Here is a 22,427-nt window from a genome sequence, read left to right as displayed (position 1 = left end):
AGAGCGGTCGGTGAAGGCTCATGAGACAAGACCTGATGGAAGGGCGCTATCGGCAGGCACCGGGTATCAATCAAGCTTCCGTTATGGATCACAACAGAGTATTACCAGAGATTGGTCCATGCCCATGCATCAATTGGATAGTCTGTTTCACAAAGCGAAGATTGGTATGAAGTTTGTTTTTGGTTTTGAGGCAGATAATCATGGCATCAACACAGTGCCAAAGGAGACCCTGGTAAAGATTACTAAGGCAGAGGACGGTGGTATTGGAGGTAAGGGGCTATGGGATCCGGCAAAGACAGGGTATACCGCTGGCAATGAGAATGATTTCATGAAAAAATACCTGAGCGGAGAATTAATAAAGGTGGAAAAAGCGTAAGGTAAATTTTGTAAAATATGATAACGAGCTAGCAGATGGTTATAATACATCGGTTAGCTCGTTTAATTTAGATTTTTTTCATTCATTTTGTATAAAGGGAGAAAAAAGAATTTATGAAGAGATATTTGATTTCTGGTATACTCTCGTTATCGGTGATTGCATTTTCATATAGTTCATTAACTTGGGCTCAAGAAGAAAAGAAGGCTTTAACAGCAGAAGAGATTGCTGAAGCACAAAAGAAGTTGGAAGAGGCGCAGCAGAAACTGAAAAAGACTGTTAAAAACCTGCCAAAGGTAGAGAATGCAGGTTCTATTACGGGTGTAGTTACTTGTCAAAAAATGAGGAATAATGCTGATGCCGTAGTATATATTGAGAAAGTAGGAGAGAATAAATTTCCTCCTCCTGCTGAGCACGCAGTTGTTGATCAGCTTAATCTTACCTATGTACCCAGGGTTGTGGCATTACAGAGGGGTACTGTAGTAGACTTTCCCAACAGTGATGCGGTACGCCATAATGTGTTTTCACCTCCAACGGCAGCTTTACAGTTTAATTTGGGTACCTATCCTACAGGTGTTGTAAAAGAGGTATCTTTTGATGTTATTGGTGAGACGCCTCTGCTCTGTAATGTTCATGCTGAAATGGCAGGCTATGTTGTGTCTTTTGATAATCCTTATTTTGCAGTTACAGATAAGGATGGAAACTATACAATTGAAGGTGTTCCTCCAGGAAACTATGTACTAAAGACCTGGCATGAAAAACTCAAGGAGATGTCTCAGGATGTGACGGTAGAGGCAGGAAAAGCCACTACGTCAAATTTTGAGTTAAAGAGAAGAAGATAAGCTTAACAATGTAGATTATTTACCCAGAATGCGCTGCTATAAGAATTCCAGTGAGGTAGCAAAATACTTCACTGGAATTTTTTTTGGTTTAAGATGGAAATATAAAGAGGATGGAAGCGCCTTATATACTTTCAATTCAAGTCGGCAGACCTAAAATTGTTACCATAGAGACGGGTTCGCTTGTTAGCGAAAATTCTTGGGTAACCGGATTTTTCAAAGAACCTGCAGAAGGGAGGATTTGGTTAGGCAAGTCAAATCTTTCAGGTGATGGTCAAGCTGACCTGAAACATCACGGTGGTGCTGATAAGGCAGTTCTTGGATATTCTGCTGATCACTATATCGCCTGGCATAATGAAATCGTAAGTGTTAAATTACCCTACGGAGCATTCGGAGAAAACTTTACTGTGAAGGGGCTTACCGAAGAGTCTGTTTGTATCGGTGATATGTATGCTATTGGAGATAGCCAATTACAAGTTTCTCAACCTCGGCAGCCATGCTGGAAGATATCAAGCAGATGGAGGATTCAAGATTTAGCAGAAAGGGTTAAACTCAGTGGTCGGACAGGTTGGTATTTTAGGGTTATCCATGAGGGATTTGTCGAAAGAGGCCTTCCACTAATCCTTCTTGATCGGCCATTTCCACAGTGGACTATTGCTTGTGCCAATAAAATTATGCATAGCCGGTACGAGGATAAAGATGCTGCTGCTGAACTTGCTTCTTGCCGTCTTCTTTCAACGAATTGGCGTGCAACATTGTCTGGTAACTAAGGTTAATAGTAAGTTTACATTTGACAAAATCAATAAGATGCTCATATAATTGCTAATCTATAGATGCTTTGTACATTAAAATTACTGTAAATATAAAATTTATCATAAGATTATGATTCAAAGGCGGAAAACAAGGGTAGTGAATATTGGTGGTGTATTAATTGGCGGAGAAAATCCAATCTCTGTGCAAACTATGACTAAAACCCACACAGAGAATATTGATGCTACGGTTCAGCAAATTAAGGAGCTTGAGGCAATAGGATGTCATATCGTACGTGTTGCAGTACCTACTATTGTTGTGGCTAAATGTCTTGGTGCTATTAAAAGGCAGATACAAATTCCAATCGTTGCTGATATTCACTTTGGTCATCATTTAGCATTGGAATCTATTGCGCAAGGGGTTGATAAAATACGAATTAACCCTGGAAATATGAAGGATAAAGAGAAGCTGGAAGAGGTTGTACGTGCTGCTAAAGATAAGGGCATTCCAATTCGTATTGGAGTTAATTCAGGATCTGTTCGTGGTAATGAAGATAAACACGAGGATTTAACAATGTTGATGGTAAAAACAGTCCTGAATTATTGTGAGCATTTTGAATCAATCGGATTTAAGGATATTGTATTATCTCTCAAGGCTTCAGATGTTCCTTCAACCTTAAGCGCCTATAGATCTATAGCTGCCCTGTGTGATTATCCACTGCATTTAGGTGTTACCGCTGCAGGGCCGCCAAGCCTTGCTACTATTAAATCAGCTATTGGTATTGGAGCGTTACTTTCTGAGGGTATTGGGGATACCTTAAGGGTTTCTTATACTGGTGCATCCGAGCTAGAGATTAAGGCTGGTTATGATATTCTTGAAGCGCTTGGCCTTTATAAAAGCGAAAAGACAGAACTTATATCTTGTCCTACATGCGGTCGTTGTGAGATCGATTTAGTAAATATTGTAGAAAAAGTTAGGCAGCGTTTACCAAAGGATAAAAAACATCTCCAAATAGCGATTATGGGTTGTGTTGTTAATGGCCCTGGCGAAGCGCGTGAAGTTGATATCGGTATTGCTGGAGGAAAGGGATTTGGATTCCTTTTTAAGAAAGGTGAGAAGGTGCGGAAAATACCGGAAGATCGTATGGTAGAGGAACTCCTGGAAGAAATTGCCCAGATGTCCTAAAATGAAAAATATTGTTATTCTTGGTTCTACAGGCTCGATTGGTAAAAACACTCTTGAAGTTGCTCGAAATTTAAAAGACAAGTTTCGAGTTATCGGTCTCTCCTCAAATTCACGATGGGAATTGCTTTCCGATCAAATTGAAGAATTCAAGCCAACATATATTGCCTTAAACGATAGCAAATTAGTTGAAAAGATAAAAGGTCGCTTTCCAAACAATAATGTAAAAGTAATTACGGGAAGCAATTGTTTGGAAGAAATTGTTCAAAAAAAAGAAGTAGATATTGTGGTTTCTGCTGTGGTAGGCGCAGTGGGTTTGCCGGCAGCTATTGCAACTTTACAACAGGGGAAGATTCTTGCGCTGGCTAATAAGGAATCACTTGTTATGGCCGGGCATATAGTGATGTCGTTGGCAAAAAAAAATCAAATTTTACCCGTAGATAGTGAGCATAGCGCAATATTTCAATCTCTTCAATCTGGTAAGCCGGGTGAAATCAAGCGTGTTATTATTACAGCATCAGGTGGTCCTTTTTACGATTATCCTCGAGAAAAGCTTTGTGATGTAAGTCCAGCACAGGCACTCAAACATCCAACTTGGCAAATGGGACAGAAGATAACAATAGATTCAGCTACTCTGATGAATAAGGCGCTGGAGATTATAGAGGCTAAATGGTTATTTGATCTGAAGATAGAGCAAATTGATGTCGTGATACATCCGCAATCAATCATTCATTCTATGGTGGAATTTTGTGATGGGTCGGTTATTGCGCAGATGGGTATGCCTGATATGAAGGTCCCGATTCAATATGCTTTAACATACCCTGAAAGAAAGGCTTTGAGTGTAAAATCATTCGATTTATCAAGTATAGGGAATCTTACATTCAAAAAGCCCGATATGGAAAAATTTCCGGCTCTGAAATTAGGGTATCAAGCCGCTCGGGAAGGCGGTACAATTGGCGCGATTCTTAATGCCGCCAATGAAGTTGCAGTTCAGGCCTTTTTGGATGGCCATATTCGATTTACCGAGATAGTATCTTATGTAGAAAAGATGGTAAATGATCATCACTTTATTAAAAACCCTTGTCTGGAGGATGTTTTAGCAGCTGATATCTGGGCAAGGCAGGAGATAAAAAATGCCTTATTTAAACGTATCAACTAATGTTATTCTTGTTATTATCGGCATCGGTTTGCTTATCTTTATTCATGAGCTTGGCCACTTCCTTATGGCAAAGAAGATAGGAGTCCGTGTATTCGCTTTCTCATTGGGTTTTGGGCCTGCGATATTAAAAAAACAATGGGGAGAAACTGAGTACCGGCTTTCCCTGTTTCCTCTTGGGGGTTATGTTAAATTGGCCGGAGAAGGTCCGGAAGAGGAAAAGACAGGCGCTTCTTGGGAATTCTCATCCAAGTCTGCCGGTCAGCGTGCCTCAGTACTTGTAGCGGGTGTAGCATTAAATGCTGTTTTAGCCTTTCTCGCTTTTATCGTTGCCTTTCAAATCGGTGTGCCTTTTATTACTCCGGAAGTAGGGCAAGTTATGCCCGGATGGCCAGCATGGGATGCAGGAATTCAGCGAGGTGATAAAATTGTTGCGGTTGATGAAGATAAAGATATTGATTTCGAAGATCTCTTTACGATTGTTGCCCTGAGCAGCCCAGCGACTGGTGTAAATCTTAAAGTTGAACGGGATAATAGGACTTTTGATGTAAATGTTATACCCAGGTATGACAATGAGAATGGTATACAGCGTATTGGTATCATGCCTGCAACGAGCCTGGAGGTTGATAAAATATTTGCATTTGAAAATAACAACTCCCCAGCCAGAGATGCTAATCTCCAGGTTAAAGATGTTGTGGTTGCTGTAAATGGTAAGCGAATTTCTACAGAAGATGAATTCCGGGAAGTAGAAGCGAGTAATCCAGGCAAAGAGATGTCTGTTACCGTATTACGAGATAATAAAGAAATAGAGTTAAAGGTGACACCTTCAAAAGCTACCCGATGGATGCTTGGTATTTCTTGTGCAAGTACGATTTTAGAAGGAGTAAAGGACGATAGTAGCGCAAGTAAGGCAGGCTTAAAAGAAGGAGATGAGATTCTTGAAGTCAATTCTAAGCCTGTTACAGGATTTACTGACATTAAGAATTTAGTTATAAATTCAGAAGAAGAAACCTGTGTCTTTACCATGAAAAGGGATGGCATCGTAACCTTAATTTCTGTCCCACTGAGTGATAGCAAAGCGAAAGAAGAGTTTCTTAATAGCATCACTCCTTTTTATGGGTTGAAGGTTGATTCTGTTGTTGAAGGATTTCCTGCAGAAAAGATTGGATTAAAACCAGGTGATAGAATTACTTCACTTAACGAGAATGAGGTAAAAGACTGGAACACTCTGCTTCAGATGATAATGGCGAGCCAAGGGAAGCCTATGGTGATTGAGTGGATGCGTGGTAATGAAAGGTTTGTATCTACCATAGAACCTCAAAAAGATGAAAAAAATGCTGTAGGAAGTATCGGAGTAAAATTTAGAGAAAAAACAGTAGTAAAAAAATACGGTCTGTTGGGTTCATGTGTCGTTGGCACAAAAAAAGCTGTCATTAATGTACAAAGACTTTATCTGACAATAAAAGGCTTTTTCTCCCAAAGACTTTCTCCAAAAAATGTCGGAGGCTTTATTTTGATTGCCCAGGCATCTTATGAATCGGCAAAAGTTGGTTTTGGCAAACTGGTCTACTTTTTGGGCATTTTGAGTCTCCAGCTTGCAATTTTGAATATTTTGCCTATTCCAGTACTCGATGGAGGCCATTTAATGTTCTTAGCTATTGAACGAATCAAAGGATCCCCTGTAAGCCAGAGGACCCTTTCCATAGCGCAATACATTGGTTTTGCTATTATTATTACCTTAGTTATTTATGCTACTCGAAATGACATCATGCGTTTGTTGACACTTTAAGTTTAAACACTCTGATTATTGAACAAGATTATTTTATTGTTCTTCTTAATGATTCATCCGAGATCCCTTTTTGGCAGTATGGATGTGTAGTTAACGCTTATAATTGAGATGGATACATAAGTTTGTCATTAAGATCATCTTCTAAGCCCGTTTTTATAATGCTTACGATCTTCGACAATTTTTCAATATTCATCATTGGATGTGTAGGAATCAACAATAATCTTCGGGAAAAATAGGTAGCATTCGGAAATGGGTCTTCATATAAATCATATCCTAAGTCATACATTCTATGGATTGGATTATGATAAGGTAATACGATCTTAATGCCTGTATCATTAATTCTTTTAAGAAAAGTTTCTTTCATATTTTTATTATCGAACAGAATAGGAAACTGATTGAACACGGGAACAGCGTATGGATGTAACTCTGGAATTTTAATTCCCTTTATCCCACTGAGCATGTCAGATAAGAAAATGCCGTGATCGAACCGTTTATTGAAAAGCTCAAATGCATGTTTAAATAATGTATATCCAATGCCTGCTTGAAATTTTGTGTAGGCGAAACTATGAAAATCAGCATGCAGGGTAGTGTTTTTTAATTTAGGGGTCAGATTATAAAAAACTGTGTAAAAGACGGGATATGCGGCAAAGGCTAATGCAAACAATCTGGCAGTAATGTTTAATTTTGAAATCAATCCTGGTTGTGGCAGTGAAGCACATTCTGTTTCAATGAATTTTGCAATGTCCTCTCTATCGGTAATAATACATCCGCCGGAAAGTGTAGAAAAGTTTTTTTCCTGATCAAAGCTATAAAAGCCGACATCACCAAAAGTTCCTGTCGGGCGTTGGTGAATGGTTGTGCCTAATGAAGATGTTGCATTCTCAACTACCAATAAAGATTTTTTTTGGGCAATATTTATTATAGCTTCCATATCAATAGGTAATCCAAACGTATGTGCAGGAGCTATGCAGAGGGTGTTTTCCTGTGTATAAGTATTAATAGATTGGATATCCATATTGAATGTTTTGAGGGAAATATCACATAATACCGGCTTCAATCCCGCTTTTCTTATAGCAATAACCAGAGAAGGGCATGTATATGCGGGAATAATTACTTCTGTTTTCTCTGAGATATTCCTGATGGCCTTCAGGATGATATAAAAGGCGGTGATGCCTGAGTTGGTAAAATAACAATATTTTTTATTTGTATAAACCTTCATGGCTGATTCAAAGGTATTGATGGGCTGGTTAAGGGATACTAACAGCCCTTTTACTATATTTGGAAAAGAAACAGGCATACCGGCAGATGGGATTAACAATTTCATGACTATTCAAACCTCCCTGCGTGTAGTAAAAATGCATTGATGTTAAATTTGACAGAACAGCCGATAAGTATATATGCTATGCAATGAAACTCGTAGTTTTTTGAGATATCGGGAATATCTTCCATCTTGTAATCTTTATCGATGATTTCTATTGATCCGGATTAACTATTTCATTCTTTGCAGAATGTATGAGATTTTATAGGCGTAATTTTTCATATTATACTTCCTTATAAAGAGAAGTGTCTAAGAAATATTTATCGTAGTATTTTAAAAGTTGATTTTGCCAGAATCGATGGATGTCTTTACCGTAGTCTGATATGGTGATATTTTTAACAGTTATTAAGAACATTAATATCTCTTGAATTTTACTGGAAACTTATTTTAAGTTATGTATAGCGTGAGAAACTAATAATCCCCTTTGTCTTGCCTGCTGCCCAGATATACTCCCTATTCTGAAATACTTTACGTTATATGGAACAGACTGGTCAATTAAAGATTAACTCCGAAAAAGAACTCATTTCAAGTATTCAAATCTACCTCATGGATATTTTAAACACACATGGCGTTATATATGATGTGAATGGAAGCGTAATTAATGAAATTAATGCTTCATCGTATTGTAAGACGCTACGTTTTGTCAGTGAACGCAAAGACCTCTGTCAGTCCTATAGCTGGGAGTTATCAAAAAGCGCTATCCATTTTAAAAGGCCCTTTGAGGATGTTTGTCCAGGAGGTTTAACTCTTCTTTCAATGCCGATATATCTTTATGACAATACGGTAATTGGCGCACATTGTGTGGCGATTTCCAACCCCAGACGTTCAAAGTTCTGTATATATGATATTGCTGCTCATTTTAATATCGATGCTCATATCCTTTGGGATGCGGTAAAAAAAACACCTCCTATACTAAAACCGATCTTGAAGATAGCGAGGGGGCAGGTGTTTTCAACAACCGAATTACTATCAAAGATTTTTACCCACACATATGCCCTACAACAAAGGGAAGCTGCGATAGCAGAAAAATATCATTGTATTGAGGAGTTTTTTAAAAGTCAGAAAAAAGATTAAGTAGTCAGTGCTATTAAATTTATAGCTTGAAATTTCTATTATACATGCTAAACTTTCGGGTGATTTATATCGAATATTCTCATATTCTTACATGGATACAAACTCTCGTTGACAATGAACAATAAAACATACCTAATTTTATTGATTTAAAAAACTTACCTTTAGTGGGAGGATGTGCGTAATGAGAAGTATAGCATTACTTAACCAGAAGGGAGGAGTAGGGAAGACTACTACAACGGCAAATTTGGGCGCATGTCTTGCAATGCTGGGGAAAAAAGTGTTGATTGTCGATATGGATCCACAGGCCAATTTGAGCGTACATCTTGGGGTAGACATTTACAATCTAAAATGTTCCGTATACAACCTCATTAAGGGTGAATGTAAACCAGACGAAGTAATTTTACCTACCCATATTAAAGGTCTCGATATTATTCCTGCAGATATTGACCTCTCGGGCGCAGAAATTGAGCTTGTCGGTGTTGTTGGACGAGAGACGGTGCTAAAAGAACATTTGGGAAATGTATTAGACCGATATGATTATATTCTCTTTGACTGTCCTCCTTCTCTTGGCTTATTGACTCTTAATGTCTTGACGTTAGTACATGAGATGTTTATTCCCGTACAAACTGAATTTTTCGCATTACGAGGGGTGGGTAAGTTGTTGGATACATTTGAGGTTGTGAGAAAAAGATTAAATAATAATTTAGAGATTACCGGAATAATTCTTTGTATGTATATTAGTCGTACCCGACTTAGCAAGGAAGTTGTTGAAAAGGTTAAAGAACACTTTGAAGATAAGGTATTTAATACAATTATCAGGAAAAATGTGAAACTTTCAGAATCTCCCAGTCATGGTAAGCCAATTACATCTTATGCGCCTGATTCTTATGGTTCTGCAGATTACATGGCCCTTGCAAAGGAAGTCATACAGCAGGAAAATAACAGAAATCTTAATTTGTTGGAAATATAAGTTGTTTATTTTGATGATAAAAGGGGATATTTATCGTAATGCTAGAAGGTTTGGGAAGTGTGTTTCTGTCGTGAGTCTCATTAAAATATAATGTAAGTGATTGTAATATATTATTACGAGAAAATCTACATTAGGAGAAGATATGGGAAAGGGTAGTGTGCTTGGGAATGACCCATTGGGTTGGATGAAGATTGCAAATGAAAATAAAAAATTGCTTCCCTTAGAGAGCGAAAATGCCGTTGATCTGAATAATGAGAAAAGTAACCAGCAAATAGCAATAAAACAACAAATACCTGTTTCGGCAAACAGTAAAGAGATTTCAGATATTATAAAGATACAACAACCTATAAGTGAGGTTAATGATGATTCAGGCGGCATTATAATGCCTAAGCAAAAAGTCTTGATTGGACGTTTATATGAAAAACCTGCGGAAAAAGCAAAATCAATACAGAGTCGTGAGATTGTATTTCAAGGATCAAAGAACTATACCGAAACATCATTTTCTGGATCAAGAATACAACAGAAAAAGAAAGAATCAGAAATGAGCCGTGTACCCATTTCTACTTATATCATAATAGCCTATACAGCACTTATGCTTATTCTGGGATATCTTGTGTATAATGATCTTTCAAAACAGACGAGCAGGATTGAAGCAAGGTTGTTTGCTATTGAGAAAATGTTACGATTAAAGTAATGGTAAGTTAAGAATGTAAAAGCAAGAAGATTTTATGAACCAAAAGCTGTAAAGACGGGAAGAGACGGTTTTTTAGGCTCCCATTCTTTTGATTCTCATTTTCCGCAGTCTCAAAATAGTATATGATTTAAGGTGGTGTTTTGCTAATATTTGATCGTGGCATGTTCACCACGGAATATTTTTATCTCACCGTTATCTAACCGCAACATCAAGCCTCCGTTATTAGAAATATCGATTACCTGGCCAGAATAATCTTTACCACAATCGGCAATAGTTAACTTCTCTCCGATCGTAATACAAAATTCCCTCCATCGTTCAGCAATATACCTAAAGTGTTCGTCCTTTAAAATTAAATACCATTTGTCGATATCTTGAAGTAATGCAGTTGCAAGGGTCGTACGATCTATAAGCTCATTTTTTTCGATAGCTAAAGATGTTACCGGTAAACGTGTTTGTTTTGGTAACTCTTTTTCAGAGGTATTGACATTCAGACCTATACCAATTAAAAATATTGGTTGTTTTTTAGGTCTTTTTTCCAATTCTACCAATACACCTCCCACCTTTTTCCCATAGATTAAAATATCATTAGGCCATTTAATTACTGCCGGGAGCTTTAAAGTCTCGCGAATTGTCTCTGTGATTGAAACAGCTATAGTGCCGGTTAATAGGCATAAATGGTCTGGCTGGATAGTATGCCTTATTAAAATTGTAAAAAGCAACCCTTTAGATTTTTGGCAAGACCATAATTTGCCTGAACGTCCCCTTCCGTGAGTTTGCTCTTCTGTAAAAATTACCATGCCATTTTTAAAACTCCTATGGGCAATTTTTTTGGCAACATCCATCGTTGAGGTTATTCGGTCATGAATAACTACAGCACTTCCAATGATTTTTGTTTTTAATCCCTTAATGATTTCTTCGGAAACCAGACAATCTAGCATATATGCAAATAACTTTGTATCAAATTCTATTCAATTTTCAAGGTGAAATAGATGGATTTGGTCAAAAACATTAGGCTGACAATGTTTTTAATATATGTCATAAATAATTTAAAAGTCAACATTAAAGATAAACTAATTTTCTTTTAATCTTAAAGGTGTAAGATAATAAGTTTCTGTCATAGTGGCAGATATTGTTTAAAGCCAAGTTTCAACACTGCCACAATGGCATACCCAAGGTAAATATTTTTTGTTTTATATTGGATAATACCTATGAATATAACATTATAAACTTTAATTGGTTAAGGTGTTTTGTTGTTTGAAAGTATTTAACGGCATTATGTTTGCTAAGTTATGGTGAATCAAGTTAAGGTTTTTAAAATATATTTTTATTTCTTTATTATTATGAGAGTATAGATACTATTGAAAGGAGGTATTCAATGGCGAAGCAACTGGCCTTTAATGAAGAAGCAAGGGCCGCTATAGCTAGAGGCGTTACAAAACTTGCCAGAGCAGTTAAAGTTACTTTGGGCCCAAGGGGGAGGAACGCTGTATTGGATAAAGGATACGGGAGTCCTACGGTAACTAAAGACGGTGTATCTGTGGCCGAAGAGATTGAATTAAAAGATCCTTATGAAAATACAGGCGCTAGGTTAGTACGGGAAGCTGCATCAAAGACAAGTGATGTTGCAGGTGATGGTACCACTACAGCTACGGTTCTTACCGAGGCTATATTTCTGGAAGGTCTAAGGTGTGTAGCATCGGGCGCTGATCCCATGGCGCTAAATAGGGGGATGCAAAAGGCGCTAGGTAAGGTTGTAGAAAAATTGAAAGAAATGAGCAAGAAGGTCAAGAACCAGACAGAAGTTGCAAGTATTGGTTCTATTGCAGCAAATAATGATGCTGAAATTGGAAAGATGATTGCTGATGCAATGAATAAAGTTGGAAAAGATGGCGTTATTACGGTTGAAGAAGGAAAGGGTCTTGAAACTAGCGTAGAAGTGGTAGAAGGTATGCAGTTTGACCGGGGTTATCTTTCTCCTCATTTTGTTACGAACCAAGATTCCATGGAGGTTGAGTTTAAAGATCCTTACGTTTTGATTTATGAGGATAAAATATCTACTATTAAGGGATTAGTTCCATTATTAGAGAAGATTGCAAAGAGTGGGAAACCTCTTTTTATTATTGCAGAAGATGTAGAGGGAGAAGCATTGGCAACCTTGGTAGTTAACAAGCTCCGTGGTACCATTAGTTGTGCGGCAGTAAAGGCGCCTGGGTACGGTGATCGGAGAAAATCGATGCTTGAAGATATTGCTATTCTTACCGATGGTAAGGCAGTGTTTAAAGATTTGGGAATTCAGTTGGAAAGTATCGATATTCGTGATTTAGGGCGAGCGAAGAAGATTACCGTTGATGCAGATAATACAACTATCGTTCAAGGCGCAGGCGGTTCAGATGCTATTGCAGGGCGTATCAAACAAATTCGTAATGAAATTGATGCTACGACATCAGATTATGATAGAGAAAAATTACAAGAAAGGCTCGCAAAGCTTGCCGGAGGTGTTGCTCAGATTTTTGTCGGCGCTGCTACAGAGAGTGAGATGAAGGAAAAGAAGGCAAGGGTAGAGGATGCGTTGCATGCTACAAGGGCGGCAGTTGAAGAAGGCATTTTACCCGGCGGCGGTGTTGCGTTGTTAAGAACGGCAGAGTCTCTGGATGGTCTTAAGCTTGAGGGAGACGAGGCTATGGGGGTTGATATTGTAAGAAGTGCCCTGGCTGCGCCTGCAAAACAGATATTTAAGAATGCAGGTCTGGAAGGATCTGTAGTAGTCCGAAAGATATTAGAATCTAAAGATAAAGCATTTGGCTACGATGCAGAAAAGGAGGAGTACTGCAATTTACTTGATGCAGGTGTTATAGATCCGACCAAGGTTACGAGGAGCGCATTGCAGAATGCTGTAAGCATTGCAGGAATACTATTAACAACAGAATGTGTTATTACCGATATTCCTAAAAAGGAAGAAGAGAAGATGCCGGGAGGAATGGGCGGTGGTATGAGGGGAATGGGTGGTATGGGAGGCATGGGGGGTATGGGCGGTATGGGTGGTATGGGAATGTAGTTCCCGCGCTTTTATTTAGTGTAATGTTTAGAATTTTAATTGTTTTCTTGAGGAGGTTAAATGTAAAGATATGGTAAGTATCAAGCCATTAGATGATAGAGTAGTTATTGAGCCTATAGAAGCTGAAGAAAAAACGCAGGGTGGTATTCTGTTGCCTGATACTGCAAAGGAAAAGCCTATGAGGGGTAAGATTGTAGCTGTGGGTGAAGGAAGGATGTTGGAGAATGGGAAAAGGGCTGAGCTTTTGGTAAAAAAGGGAGACAAGGTGCTTTACGGAAAGTATGCGGGGACTGAGGTTGTTGTTGACGGTAAAGAATATCTGGTTATGAGGGAAAGTGATATTTTAGCCAAGATTGAGTAATGTGCGTTAATCTTTAAAGTATCAAAAATTAAAATTTTTGGAGGTTTTAAAATGGCAGCAAAACAGTTAATTTATGATGAAGATGCCAGGAAGTTGCTCCAAAAAGGGATTAAACAGCTGGCAGATACTGTCCGAGTAACCATGGGTCCTACGGGAAGAAATGTGATTCTGGAAAAAGGATTTGGTACACCTTCAATTACAAAAGACGGTGTAACGGTTGCTAAGGAAGTTGAGTTGAAAAATCCCTTTGAAAATATGGGGGCAAAGATGGTTTGTGAGGTTGCATCAAAGACCAGCGATATTGCCGGAGATGGCACCACTACAGCTACCATCTTTGCAGAAGCTATCTTTAATGAAGGATTAAAAAATGTAGTTGCTGGCGCAAATCCAATGGCAATAAAAAGAGGTATTGATAAGGCTGTAGAAGTTGTAGTTGCGGAGCTTAAGAAATTAAGTAAGCCGGTGAAAGGCCGTTCTGAAATTGCCCAGGTAGGAACGATCTCTGCTAACAACGATACCTCAATTGGAAATCTATTGGCTGATGCAATGGAAAAGGTTGGCAAGGATGGGGTTATTACCGTTGAAGAGGCTAAGGGAATTGAGACTACGCTAACGGTTGTGGAAGGAATGCAATTTGATAAAGGATATCTCTCTCCATACTTTATTACTGATGCGCAGAATATGCAGGTTGTTTTGGAAGATGCCTATATACTCCTTTATGAGAAAAAGATATCAAGCGTAAAGGATCTTGTCCCTTTATTGGAAAAGATTGCAAGCGGAGGAAAACCTTTGCTCATTATATCGGAAGATATAGAGGGTGAGGCATTGGCAACTTTGGTTGTTAATAAACTCCGAGGTGTATTGAGTTGTGCGGCTGTGAAAGCTCCTGGTTTTGGTGACCGCAGAAAGGCGATGCTTGAGGATATTGCTGTATTAACAAAAGGACGCGCTGTTACAGAGGATCTGGGATTAAAGCTGGAGAGTATAGGAATTGAAGACCTTGGCCGTGCCAAACGGATTACCATCGATAAGGATAATACGACCATCATCGAAGGTGCAGCAAAGAAAGCCGATATACAGGCTAGAATTAATCAAATTAAAAATCAAATTGAGCAGACAACTTCCAATTACGATAAGGAAAAATTAAGCGAGAGACTCGCAAAATTGGCAGGCGGAGTAGCTGTTATTCATGTAGGCGCTGCAACTGAAGCTGAAATGAATGAGAAAAAGGCGCGCGTAGAAGATGCGCTCCATGCGACCCGTGCAGCTGTTGAAGAAGGGATCGTTCCCGGAGGTGGTGTGGCCTTTATCAGAACAATACCGGTACTTGATGAAGCACGTAAAAAACTCAAAGGCGACGAAAAGGTTGGTGCAGACATTATTAGAAAAGCGCTCGAATCGCCATTACGTCAAATTGCCTTCAATACAGGCGCCGATGGTTCGGTAGTTGTTGAAGAGGTCAAAGAGCTATCGACTACGAAGGGATATGATGCTAATACAGGAAAATATGTCGATATGTTCGAGACAGGAATCGTGGATCCGGCAAAGGTATCGCGTGTTGCATTACAGAATGCTGCCAGTGTTGCCGGTTTGCTGTTGACTACGGAAACTATGATTACTGAACTCAAAGAGGATGAAGAAGAAAAGGTGATTGAAGGCAGTGTTTACTAACTGATTGAACATTGAATAAATAATGTAAATACCCTGGAAAGTAAAAAGGCTGCGCAAGTAGCCTTTTTACTTTTATACCAAAAAATATATAAGGAATTGTGGCCGATGACTATTTCCCTTGCCTTTCGTGGATACTTAAAACACCCTTGATTTTATGCAGTTTTATATACTATAATTTCACTATTATAACATTCGTATTTCATAGTATCCTATTATAAAACCATTACTTAATTTATAGACTCTATACATGGAAGAAGATTATTATCAAGTATTAGGTGTTGATAGAAGTGCAAGTGGAGAAGACATAAAAAAAGCATATCGTAAGATAGCCTTAAAATATCACCCGGATAGAAACCCGGAAAATAAAGAGGCTGAACATATATTTAAGAAGGCCGCTGAGGCTTATGGTGTACTGGGTGATCCTGAAAAAAGAAGGCGTTACGATCAATTTGGAGTTGATGGCTTAAAGGGTACAGAGTCTCGCGGATATAGTACTTTTGAAGATATTTTTGATGCTTTTGGGGATATTTTTGGTGGTGGAAGTATCTTTGAGGACTTCTTTGGTGGAGGAAGGGGTCGTGGAAAGGCTCAACGGCGAGGGGCAAGTCTAAAGTGTGATATTGAGGTTGATTTCAAGGATGTAGCTACAGGTATTGAAAAAAAGATTGAACTAACACGGAGAGAGATCTGTGATGTATGTCGGGGAACTGGCGCTCGGGAAGGAACATCTCCGGTAAATTGTCCGTATTGTAGGGGTCGGGGAGAGGTTCAGCAGTCGCAAGGTTTTTTCACCTTGCGCACTACGTGTCCGAAATGCCGGGGCAATGGCAAAATTATAGAATCGCCCTGTACTAAATGTGGCGGCTCTGGCCGTTATCCAAAAAAATCAGTTATTTCTATCCAGATTCCAGCCGGTGTAGAAGATGGTATGCGGCTGAGGTTATCAGGCCAGGGAGAGCCGGGAGAAAACGGAGCATCTCCCGGAGATTTATATTGTGACATACATATCAAACCACATCCTATCTTTAAGAGACAGGGAGATGATGTTCTTTGTGAGGTTCCCATTACTTTTGCGCAGGCAGCTTTAGGTTGTACGATTGAGGTGCCTACACTTACCAGCAATATTATTCAGGTAAAAATACCAAAAGGAACACAAAACAATGAAGTTGTCCCTCTTCGTGGGGAAGGGTTTCCTAATCTGCATGGATATGGAAAGGGTAATCTTCTCGTACAGGTAGTTATTGAAACGCCTACAAAGATGACTACCAGACAAGAGGATTTATTACGTGAATTTGCTGAATTAGAGAAAAAAAATGTTTCTCCCCGGCAAAAGAAATTTTTCGAAAAAATGAAGAATTTTTTTGAATAAATCTTGTTGAAAAAAATTCTCATAACTAAATTCTAAGTAGGATTAAAGATGAGCTTAATATAGGTTGAATTGCAATTTAACTCAATCTATGGATTATCTATAAATAAGGAGGGAAGATGCCAACATATGATTATAGATGTAGTGAGTGCGATCATTCATTTGAATTGTTCCAGCACATTACAGAAAGACCAATAAGGGAGTGTCCCGCTTGTGGAAAACCAAAAGCTGAAAGGGTAATAGGCGCAGGAAGTGCTATTATTTTTAAAGGATCGGGTTTTTATCAGACAGATTATCGAAGTGATGAGTATAAATCAAAAGCAAAAAAGGAGACAGAATCCGCAAAACCCGAAGTAAAAACTTCTGAAAAGAAATAAGAGGTTGTTGTACATGAGTGGTGAGGGTATAAGAATAAAAGGTAACATAAATCCTGTTATAACCTTCAAGGGGATTTCTTTGCGTCTTTGCTGCAATATGTTGAAAACTGTTATGAGAGAAAAGTATGGCCAAGATTAATTGTCCTAATTGTAAAAAAGAACTGGTTTATCAAAAGATAAAGGATTTGCCTTATTTTCCTTTTTGTAGTGAACGGTGCAAGCTTATTGACCTTGGAGCATGGCTGGACGAAAGTTATCGTATTGAAGAACCATTGAATCCTGAAGTATTGAGCCGAATGGGAAAAAAAGGAGAGGAAAATGGGTGAAGTAAAAACGATAAGGCATGATTGGCGCGATATTCTCCGCGCCTTTAAAATGGCTTTTGACCCTAAGAAGATGTTTCTTGGATATTCTGCCCTTTTAGCAAGTTTATTTTGGTGTACGATCGTAGTTGCACTCTTCTCAGCATTAAAATTAATCAGTACCACTCCTTGTATCTTTATAAGGCTTGTCCTGTGTTCTGCAAGAGAAGGTGTACCGGTTATTGCAGGAAATGTATCGCAGGCTATTATGCCGCTGGACTTTGGTGAATTATTTGCCTTATCGATACTCATTTTCGGAATCCTTGCTATTTGGTCGCTTGCGGGTGGCGCTATTACAAGAATTTCTGCAGTAGACTATGCGAAAGACGAAAGCATCTGTTTGATAGATGCCTTGAAATTTTCCAGAAAAAAGTTTTGGTCTTATTTCTGGTCGCCATTAGTGCCGGTAATTGGCGTTTTCTTTTTTGCTTTATGTAACGTAATAGGTGGACTTTTAGGAAGAATTCCTGTCTTTGGAGAGATCTTGGTTGCATTAGGTTTTCCCTTTGCTTTGATATCTGGATTTTTAATGGTTTTTATAGGTCTGATAGGTGCATTAGGCCTCTGTTTTATGTTTCCTACAATCAGTGCAGAAGGATCTGATGCCTTTGATGCAATGAGTCGAGCCTATAGCTATGTCATTTCACGTCCTAAACAATTTATCTTGTATTGTATCATAAATACGCTGTATGGATTAATTTGTTTGATATTCATTGCATGTATAGCATGGCTTGTGGTTCGTCTGTCATTCTATACCATAGGTATAGGTATGGGGCAAAAGTTTGGTCTCATTCAATCCTTTCTATCACAAAAATGCAATATTGCTTGCCTCGGATTTTGTAATGTGCCCTCTCCTCAGCCGCTAGTATCAACAGCTTCGCTTACTTGGTCATTGAAGTTTCTGGCAGGTATGTTGATTGTTTATATAGTTTTAATTAAATTGACAGTTTGGACTTTTGTTCTGACTTATCTGTTCTCTGCAAAAACGATTATCTATTTTCTCTTAAGGAAGGATATTGATAGTACAGATATAAGCGATGTGTATATAGAGGAGGAAAAGACCGAGAGATCGAATGCAGAGGTAAAGACCTTCCCCTCTTCAGGAGAAGGTAATAAAGATAATAGTTCTCCGGACAAGGAATCAAGACTATAAGCTGGTGGAGAAGAGGTAGCCGGGAAAAGACTAATCTTCTCTTGCATTACGAGCCTTTTAAACCTTTACTTTTCATTGCTAATGATTATACCGACCGTTACTATTGTTGGCAGGCCAAACGTAGGAAAATCTTCCTTACTGAACTGCCTTGCAAAACGCAGAATTTCGATTGTAGAACCTACAAGCGGTGTTACAAGAGACCGTGTTTCTACTGAGATTCAATACAATGATTATGTATTTGAGTTAGTGGATACGGGCGGGATGGGTGTAAAAGATGTAGACGGTCTTACAGAAGATATAGAGCTCCAGATAGAAATTGCAATTCATAAAGCAGATATAATTTTATTTGTCGTGGATATTCGTGAGGGTGTGATGCCTCTGGATATAATGGTTGTGGAAAAGTTACGGCGTTTAAATAAGAAGGTAATCCTTGTTGCAAATAAAGTAGATACACCCAAGCTGGAATACTTAATAGCAGATTTCAATAAATTGGGATTGGGTGAAGCGGTGCCAATATCTGCCTTAGAAGGGTTTGGAAGGTCTGCATTATTGGACAGAATTATTTCTCTATTGCCAGCGCTACCTCATCAGGAAGCGGTTCCTGCCGACTCCATAATAAAACTTGCCATCGTTGGTAAACGGAATGCAGGAAAATCTACGCTAATTAATACCTTAGCAAAAGAGAAACGGATGATTGTTAGCGAAGTAGCCGGTACTACACGGGATTCTGTCGATGTCCGGTTTGAGACAGGCGGTAGACAGTTCCTGGCTATTGATACGGCAGGTGTAAGGAAGAAGAGGCAGGTCAAAGATTCTATAGAGTTTTACAGTATGGCGCGTGCCGAGCGGTCTATTCGCAGGGCTGATGTGGTGCTCTTTCTTATTGATGCTACATTAAAAGTATCCGAGGTAGATAAAAAACTGGGAGATTATATTATCTCTGAGAGTAAACCTTGCATTATCGTGATTAACAAATGGGACTTAGTGCACGGTGTTGAAACAGAAAGGTTTAATAATTATATATACAAATGCTTGCCAGGACTCTCCTTTGCTCCTATCATTTTTATTAGTGCTAAAGATAACAAGCATGTTATAGAAATGGTACAGCTCGCTACAGAACTGTATGAGCAAACCAATACCCGTATTTCAACTTCTGAATTAAATCAGGCGCTGGAAGAAGCTCTATCCTTGCATCGGCCAACACGCAAAAAAGCCAAATCACCAAGGATTTATTATGCTACTCAGGTAAGTGTTGCCCCTCCAACCTTTATTCTTTTTGTCAACGATCCAAAACTTTTTGATAGTGATTATGAGCGTTATCTCTCCAATCAGCTACGCAGCAAGCTTCCTTTCTCGGAGATCCCCCTAAAGTTCCGTTTCCGCGCCAGGACAAAAACGCCGTTAAGCCATGTATAACGGATAAACCACAAATCAAATCTGTATTGCAATTAGAAAGTTAGGATTACATTATCGATGAGTCGTGTCCTTCCGATTCTTATTGCAAGAGTAACAACATTGCCATTACGTACTTCCGAAGTTATCTCAAGGGTTTCAGGATTAACTATTGAAATGTAATCAATCGTTGCTGATGCACAGGTATGGATAATTTTTTTCATTTCCCGTATGATTTTTTCAGTATCTGTAATACCTGAGGTTGCCATGCATTGTGCTTTTACCAGCGACTGGTATAAACACAGAGCGTCCTTCTTTTCTGTTTCTGTAAGATAAACATTTCTCGAGCTTAAAGCTAAACCCTCTGTGTTCCTTATTGTTGGAAGAACCTTTACGTTAATATCTAAATTCAAATCATAAACCATTCTCTTGATAATAACGGTTTGCTGGAAGTCTTTTTGTCCAAAATATGCAGAATCAGGTTTGATAAGATGAAAGAGTTTTAGCACGACTACTGCAACCCCTCTGAAATGTCCTGGGCGTGTTTTGCCACAGAGCTTGTCCTCCAGATCATGAACAATAACAGAGGTACAAAACCCATCCGGATATATTTCTGTTATATCTGGATAAAACACAAGATTTACTCCTTCTCTTGAGAGCAGTTCGCAATCTCTGTCAAACGTTCGCGGGTAGTGCCGGAGATCTTCATTTTTCCCGAATTGTAAGGGATTTACAAAAATACTTACCACAACTTCATCGTGCTCTTTTTTTGCATTCCTTACTAAACTTAAATGCCCCTCGTGCAAGGCCCCCATCGTAGGAACAAAACCAATCGTTAAGTGGCTGTCTTTGATGGTTTTAATTTTTTGTTTCATATCTTTTATTGATTTAATTACCTGCAGCAAATCGATTTTTTCCCCCAATTCACTTTTAAATCAATAAAATGTCTTTTGCACTCATGGTACGTTCACAATAGTGACATTCTAACCGTATGGGGTTTTTATTTACTACATTCAATTTAGAAGTTACATTATTATAATTACTCACACAATTGGGATTAAAACATTTAACAATACCTTCTATAACCTCGGGGACTGCCACTTTAAACTTCTTTACAACCTCATAATCCTTAATAATGTTGACCGTTGCATTCGGTGCAATGAGTGCAATCTTATTCACCTCTTTTTGGTCAATAATTTTTCCGCCTATTTTTATTATACCTTTTTTGCCGAGAAGTTTACTCTTTAAATTCATCCCTACAAGCACTACTTGTTCTTCATTCTGGATATTGAGTATATCAGCAACTTTGAGAGTGCTTTTGTTATCTATATGGTCAATTACCGATCCATCTTTAATAGCGGAGACATCGAGATGTTTCATTCAATAACTCCCAAGACAGCAGAAAGTATAGCTTTTCTGACAGGCACACCATTACGTGCCTGGTGAAAATAGACTGCATAATTAGTCTTATCAAGACTTTCATCCATTTCATCTACGCGCGGTAAAGGATGTAATATCTTTAAATCTTTCTTAATTTCTAATTCTTCCAGCATCGCCTTGCTCAATCTGTATACACCACGAACCTTCTCAAATTCAACAGGATCTGCAAACCGTTCCTTTTGGATTCTTGTACAATAAATCACATCGAGTTTCTTGCTGATACCTGATAATGATTCATTCTCGTAGCACTTTACCTTTCTATCCTTAAGTTCATCTATAGAATCTCTGGGCATTCTCAAACCAGGTGGTGAGATAAAGAACATTTCTGTGCCAAAATATGCGAGGGCATAGGCAAGCGAATGTACTGTTCTTCCATATTTCAGATCACCTAGAAATCCAATGGTAAGTCCTTCTAATGCCCCTTTTGTTTTTTGGATTGTATAGAGATCCAGGAAAGTTTGTGTCGGGTGTTGGTTAGCGCCATCTCCTGCATTAATCACCGGTATATTAACAACATCTGCCGCTAATTGTGCAGAACCTTCAAGGTAGTGCCTTAAAACGATGATATCACAATATCCTTCTATAATCTTTACAGAGTCACGAAGCGACTCGCCCTTAGCTACTGATGTAATACCGGAATCTGCAAAGCCAATTACCATTCCACCGAGCCGTTGCATAGCCGATTCAAAGCTGAGGCGTGTTCGTGTTGAAGGCTCGAAGAATAATGAAGCAAGTATTTTATCTTTCAGGGTATCTGTATAGGTTGTCCGCTCCATTTCTTTTGCTAAATCAAGGATGTATAATAACTCTTCTTTGTTGAAATGACGGATAGAGATAATATCTCTTTGTTTAAAACTTACCATGTACTCTTTGATGATATCGTATGTGAGAATTGCTTTTATAGGTATAGATGTTCAAATCAATCTTATCAGACCTTATAAAATATTACAACTAAAATTAAACGGCATATGATAGACAAAACGAGTTCTTTCGTTTGCAAATTTTATTGAAATAAACAAACTCTTCCGTTATAGTAAATTTTCTTTATAGCAATATCAGTGCTTTATGTGTTTTGCGACTTTATCAGTCATAGGAAATAATAATT

Annotated in this window: 22 protein-coding genes and 1 pseudogene; 17 read left to right on the top strand and 6 right to left on the bottom strand. The window is 38.5% G+C overall.

The window, feature by feature from the left end:
• From FBQ94_RS08915 to rseP, 6 genes and pseudogenes are all read left to right on the top strand, one after another.
• Positions 1 to 376, top strand: a pseudogene (locus FBQ94_RS08915) (molybdopterin-dependent oxidoreductase); the annotation flags it as partial.
• Positions 377 to 489: 113 nt separating this feature from the next.
• Positions 490 to 1,215, top strand: coding sequence for a carboxypeptidase regulatory-like domain-containing protein (locus tag FBQ94_RS08910; protein WP_007220239.1), 726 nt, complete (start codon positions 490 to 492; stop codon positions 1,213 to 1,215).
• Positions 1,216 to 1,325: 110 nt separating this feature from the next.
• Positions 1,326 to 1,982, top strand: coding sequence for an MOSC domain-containing protein (locus tag FBQ94_RS08905; protein WP_007220238.1), 657 nt, complete (start codon positions 1,326 to 1,328; stop codon positions 1,980 to 1,982).
• Positions 1,983 to 2,094: 112 nt separating this feature from the next.
• Positions 2,095 to 3,147 (top strand): flavodoxin-dependent (E)-4-hydroxy-3-methylbut-2-enyl-diphosphate synthase, encoded by a 1,053-nt coding sequence (gene ispG / locus FBQ94_RS08900; protein WP_007220237.1) that lies wholly within the window; start codon positions 2,095 to 2,097, stop codon positions 3,145 to 3,147.
• Between the two features lies 1 nt (position 3,148).
• Positions 3,149 to 4,303 (top strand): 1-deoxy-D-xylulose-5-phosphate reductoisomerase, encoded by a 1,155-nt coding sequence (locus FBQ94_RS08895; protein WP_007220236.1) that lies wholly within the window; start codon positions 3,149 to 3,151, stop codon positions 4,301 to 4,303.
• Positions 4,278 to 6,089, top strand: coding sequence for an RIP metalloprotease RseP (gene rseP, locus FBQ94_RS08890; protein ID WP_007220235.1), 1,812 nt, complete (start codon positions 4,278 to 4,280; stop codon positions 6,087 to 6,089). Before FBQ94_RS08895 ends, rseP begins: the two co-directional genes overlap by 26 nt.
• 97 nt (positions 6,090 to 6,186) lie before the next feature.
• Here rseP and FBQ94_RS08885 read toward each other — a convergent pair whose 3' ends face one another.
• A complete protein-coding gene (locus FBQ94_RS08885) occupies positions 6,187 to 7,413 on the bottom strand; it encodes a DegT/DnrJ/EryC1/StrS family aminotransferase (protein ID WP_007220234.1) in 1,227 nt (408 codons plus the stop codon).
• 217 nt (positions 7,414 to 7,630) lie between these two features.
• Positions 7,631 to 7,762 carry a hypothetical protein gene (locus FBQ94_RS08880; RefSeq protein ID WP_285442095.1) on the bottom strand — a complete coding sequence of 44 codons (132 nt, stop codon included), beginning with the start codon at positions 7,760 to 7,762 and terminating at the stop codon, positions 7,631 to 7,633.
• A 122-nt stretch (positions 7,763 to 7,884) separates the two neighbouring features.
• On the opposite strand from FBQ94_RS08880, the gene FBQ94_RS08875 reads away from it, so the two are divergent.
• The 3 genes from FBQ94_RS08875 to FBQ94_RS08865 all read left to right on the top strand — a co-directional run bounded on the left by FBQ94_RS08875 (position 7,885) and on the right by FBQ94_RS08865 (position 10,145).
• On the top strand, positions 7,885 to 8,481 hold the full coding sequence (locus FBQ94_RS08875) for a PocR ligand-binding domain-containing protein (RefSeq protein WP_007220233.1): 597 nt from the start codon (positions 7,885 to 7,887) through the stop codon (positions 8,479 to 8,481).
• A 181-nt stretch (positions 8,482 to 8,662) separates the two neighbouring features.
• Positions 8,663 to 9,451: a ParA family protein gene (locus FBQ94_RS08870; RefSeq protein ID WP_007220232.1), complete on the top strand. Its 789-nt coding sequence runs from the start codon at positions 8,663 to 8,665 to the stop codon at positions 9,449 to 9,451.
• A 142-nt stretch (positions 9,452 to 9,593) separates the two neighbouring features.
• Positions 9,594 to 10,145 carry a hypothetical protein gene (locus FBQ94_RS08865; RefSeq protein WP_007220231.1) on the top strand — a complete coding sequence of 184 codons (552 nt, stop codon included), beginning with the start codon at positions 9,594 to 9,596 and terminating at the stop codon, positions 10,143 to 10,145.
• Between the two features lie 143 nt (positions 10,146 to 10,288).
• Here the strand turns inward: FBQ94_RS08865 and FBQ94_RS08860 are convergent, their stop codons facing one another.
• Positions 10,289 to 11,083 (bottom strand): biotin--[acetyl-CoA-carboxylase] ligase, encoded by a 795-nt coding sequence (locus FBQ94_RS08860; RefSeq protein WP_007220230.1) that lies wholly within the window; start codon positions 11,081 to 11,083, stop codon positions 10,289 to 10,291.
• A gap of 437 nt (positions 11,084 to 11,520) precedes the next feature.
• Between FBQ94_RS08860 and groL (FBQ94_RS08855) the strand changes: the two genes are divergently transcribed.
• From groL (FBQ94_RS08855) to der, 8 genes are all read left to right on the top strand, one after another.
• The gene (gene groL, locus FBQ94_RS08855) at positions 11,521 to 13,200 is read left to right on the top strand and encodes a chaperonin GroEL (RefSeq protein WP_007220229.1); all 1,680 of its coding nucleotides are present in this window, start codon (positions 11,521 to 11,523) and stop codon (positions 13,198 to 13,200) included.
• A gap of 70 nt (positions 13,201 to 13,270) precedes the next feature.
• Positions 13,271 to 13,561, top strand: coding sequence for a co-chaperone GroES (groES, locus tag FBQ94_RS08850; protein ID WP_007220228.1), 291 nt, complete (start codon positions 13,271 to 13,273; stop codon positions 13,559 to 13,561).
• A 51-nt stretch (positions 13,562 to 13,612) separates the two neighbouring features.
• Positions 13,613 to 15,232, top strand: coding sequence for a chaperonin GroEL (gene groL, locus FBQ94_RS08845; RefSeq protein ID WP_007220227.1), 1,620 nt, complete (start codon positions 13,613 to 13,615; stop codon positions 15,230 to 15,232).
• 247 nt (positions 15,233 to 15,479) lie between these two features.
• Complete coding sequence (gene dnaJ / locus FBQ94_RS08840) at positions 15,480 to 16,601, top strand: molecular chaperone DnaJ (protein WP_007220226.1); 1,122 nt, start codon at positions 15,480 to 15,482, stop codon at positions 16,599 to 16,601.
• Positions 16,602 to 16,717: 116 nt separating this feature from the next.
• A complete protein-coding gene (locus tag FBQ94_RS08835; protein ID WP_007220225.1) occupies positions 16,718 to 16,975 on the top strand; it encodes an FmdB family zinc ribbon protein in 258 nt (85 codons plus the stop codon).
• A 125-nt stretch (positions 16,976 to 17,100) separates the two neighbouring features.
• Positions 17,101 to 17,301 (top strand): DNA gyrase inhibitor YacG, encoded by a 201-nt coding sequence (locus tag FBQ94_RS08830; RefSeq protein ID WP_007220224.1) that lies wholly within the window; start codon positions 17,101 to 17,103, stop codon positions 17,299 to 17,301.
• On the top strand, positions 17,294 to 18,490 hold the full coding sequence (locus FBQ94_RS08825) for a hypothetical protein (RefSeq protein WP_007220223.1): 1,197 nt from the start codon (positions 17,294 to 17,296) through the stop codon (positions 18,488 to 18,490). Before FBQ94_RS08830 ends, FBQ94_RS08825 begins: the two co-directional genes overlap by 8 nt.
• An 81-nt stretch (positions 18,491 to 18,571) precedes the next feature.
• Positions 18,572 to 19,906, top strand: a complete 1,335-nt coding sequence (der, locus tag FBQ94_RS08820) for a ribosome biogenesis GTPase Der (RefSeq protein WP_007220222.1) — start codon at positions 18,572 to 18,574, stop codon at positions 19,904 to 19,906.
• 32 nt (positions 19,907 to 19,938) lie between these two features.
• Here der and panC read toward each other — a convergent pair whose 3' ends face one another.
• The 3 genes from panC to pyrB are packed head-to-tail and all read right to left on the bottom strand — an operon-like array spanning position 19,939 to position 22,185.
• Positions 19,939 to 20,787, bottom strand: coding sequence for a pantoate--beta-alanine ligase (panC, locus tag FBQ94_RS08815; RefSeq protein ID WP_007220221.1), 849 nt, complete (start codon positions 20,785 to 20,787; stop codon positions 19,939 to 19,941).
• Positions 20,788 to 20,812: 25 nt separating this feature from the next.
• Entirely contained in the window at positions 20,813 to 21,262 is a 450-nt protein-coding gene (gene pyrI, locus FBQ94_RS08810; RefSeq protein ID WP_007220220.1) for an aspartate carbamoyltransferase regulatory subunit, read from the bottom strand.
• Positions 21,259 to 22,185 (bottom strand): aspartate carbamoyltransferase, encoded by a 927-nt coding sequence (gene pyrB, locus FBQ94_RS08805; RefSeq protein ID WP_007220219.1) that lies wholly within the window; start codon positions 22,183 to 22,185, stop codon positions 21,259 to 21,261. Before pyrB ends, pyrI begins: the two co-directional genes overlap by 4 nt.
• Positions 22,186 to 22,427: the final 242 nt, after the last annotated feature.

Origin of the sequence: Candidatus Jettenia sp. AMX1, assembly GCF_030263775.1 — a bacterium.
Classification (GTDB): Bacteria; Planctomycetota; Brocadiia; order Brocadiales; family Brocadiaceae; genus Jettenia; species Jettenia caeni.
This window is presented reverse-complemented; position numbering and strand designations above follow the sequence as displayed.

Coding starts and splice junctions, on each gene's coding strand:
- groES (WP_007220228.1), top strand. CDS start 13,271: ATGGTAAGTATCAAGCCATTAGATGATAGAGTAGTTATTGAGCCTATA.
- dnaJ (WP_007220226.1), top strand. CDS start 15,480: ATGGAAGAAGATTATTATCAAGTATTAGGTGTTGATAGAAGTGCAAGT.
- groL (WP_007220229.1), top strand. CDS start 11,521: ATGGCGAAGCAACTGGCCTTTAATGAAGAAGCAAGGGCCGCTATAGCT.
- der (WP_007220222.1), top strand. CDS start 18,572: ATGATTATACCGACCGTTACTATTGTTGGCAGGCCAAACGTAGGAAAA.
- FBQ94_RS08910 (WP_007220239.1), top strand. CDS start 490: ATGAAGAGATATTTGATTTCTGGTATACTCTCGTTATCGGTGATTGCA.
- FBQ94_RS08885 (WP_007220234.1), bottom strand. CDS start 7,413: ATGAAATTGTTAATCCCATCTGCCGGTATGCCTGTTTCTTTTCCAAAT.
- FBQ94_RS08905 (WP_007220238.1), top strand. CDS start 1,326: ATGGAAGCGCCTTATATACTTTCAATTCAAGTCGGCAGACCTAAAATT.
- pyrB (WP_007220219.1), bottom strand. CDS start 22,185: ATGGTAAGTTTTAAACAAAGAGATATTATCTCTATCCGTCATTTCAAC.
- FBQ94_RS08830 (WP_007220224.1), top strand. CDS start 17,101: ATGGCCAAGATTAATTGTCCTAATTGTAAAAAAGAACTGGTTTATCAA.
- rseP (WP_007220235.1), top strand. CDS start 4,278: ATGCCTTATTTAAACGTATCAACTAATGTTATTCTTGTTATTATCGGC.
- FBQ94_RS08860 (WP_007220230.1), bottom strand. CDS start 11,083: ATGCTAGATTGTCTGGTTTCCGAAGAAATCATTAAGGGATTAAAAACA.
- FBQ94_RS08895 (WP_007220236.1), top strand. CDS start 3,149: ATGAAAAATATTGTTATTCTTGGTTCTACAGGCTCGATTGGTAAAAAC.
- ispG (WP_007220237.1), top strand. CDS start 2,095: ATGATTCAAAGGCGGAAAACAAGGGTAGTGAATATTGGTGGTGTATTA.
- groL (WP_007220227.1), top strand. CDS start 13,613: ATGGCAGCAAAACAGTTAATTTATGATGAAGATGCCAGGAAGTTGCTC.
- FBQ94_RS08825 (WP_007220223.1), top strand. CDS start 17,294: ATGGGTGAAGTAAAAACGATAAGGCATGATTGGCGCGATATTCTCCGC.
- FBQ94_RS08875 (WP_007220233.1), top strand. CDS start 7,885: ATGGAACAGACTGGTCAATTAAAGATTAACTCCGAAAAAGAACTCATT.
- pyrI (WP_007220220.1), bottom strand. CDS start 21,262: ATGAAACATCTCGATGTCTCCGCTATTAAAGATGGATCGGTAATTGAC.
- FBQ94_RS08880 (WP_285442095.1), bottom strand. CDS start 7,762: ATGTTCTTAATAACTGTTAAAAATATCACCATATCAGACTACGGTAAA.
- FBQ94_RS08870 (WP_007220232.1), top strand. CDS start 8,663: ATGAGAAGTATAGCATTACTTAACCAGAAGGGAGGAGTAGGGAAGACT.
- FBQ94_RS08865 (WP_007220231.1), top strand. CDS start 9,594: ATGGGAAAGGGTAGTGTGCTTGGGAATGACCCATTGGGTTGGATGAAG.
- FBQ94_RS08835 (WP_007220225.1), top strand. CDS start 16,718: ATGCCAACATATGATTATAGATGTAGTGAGTGCGATCATTCATTTGAA.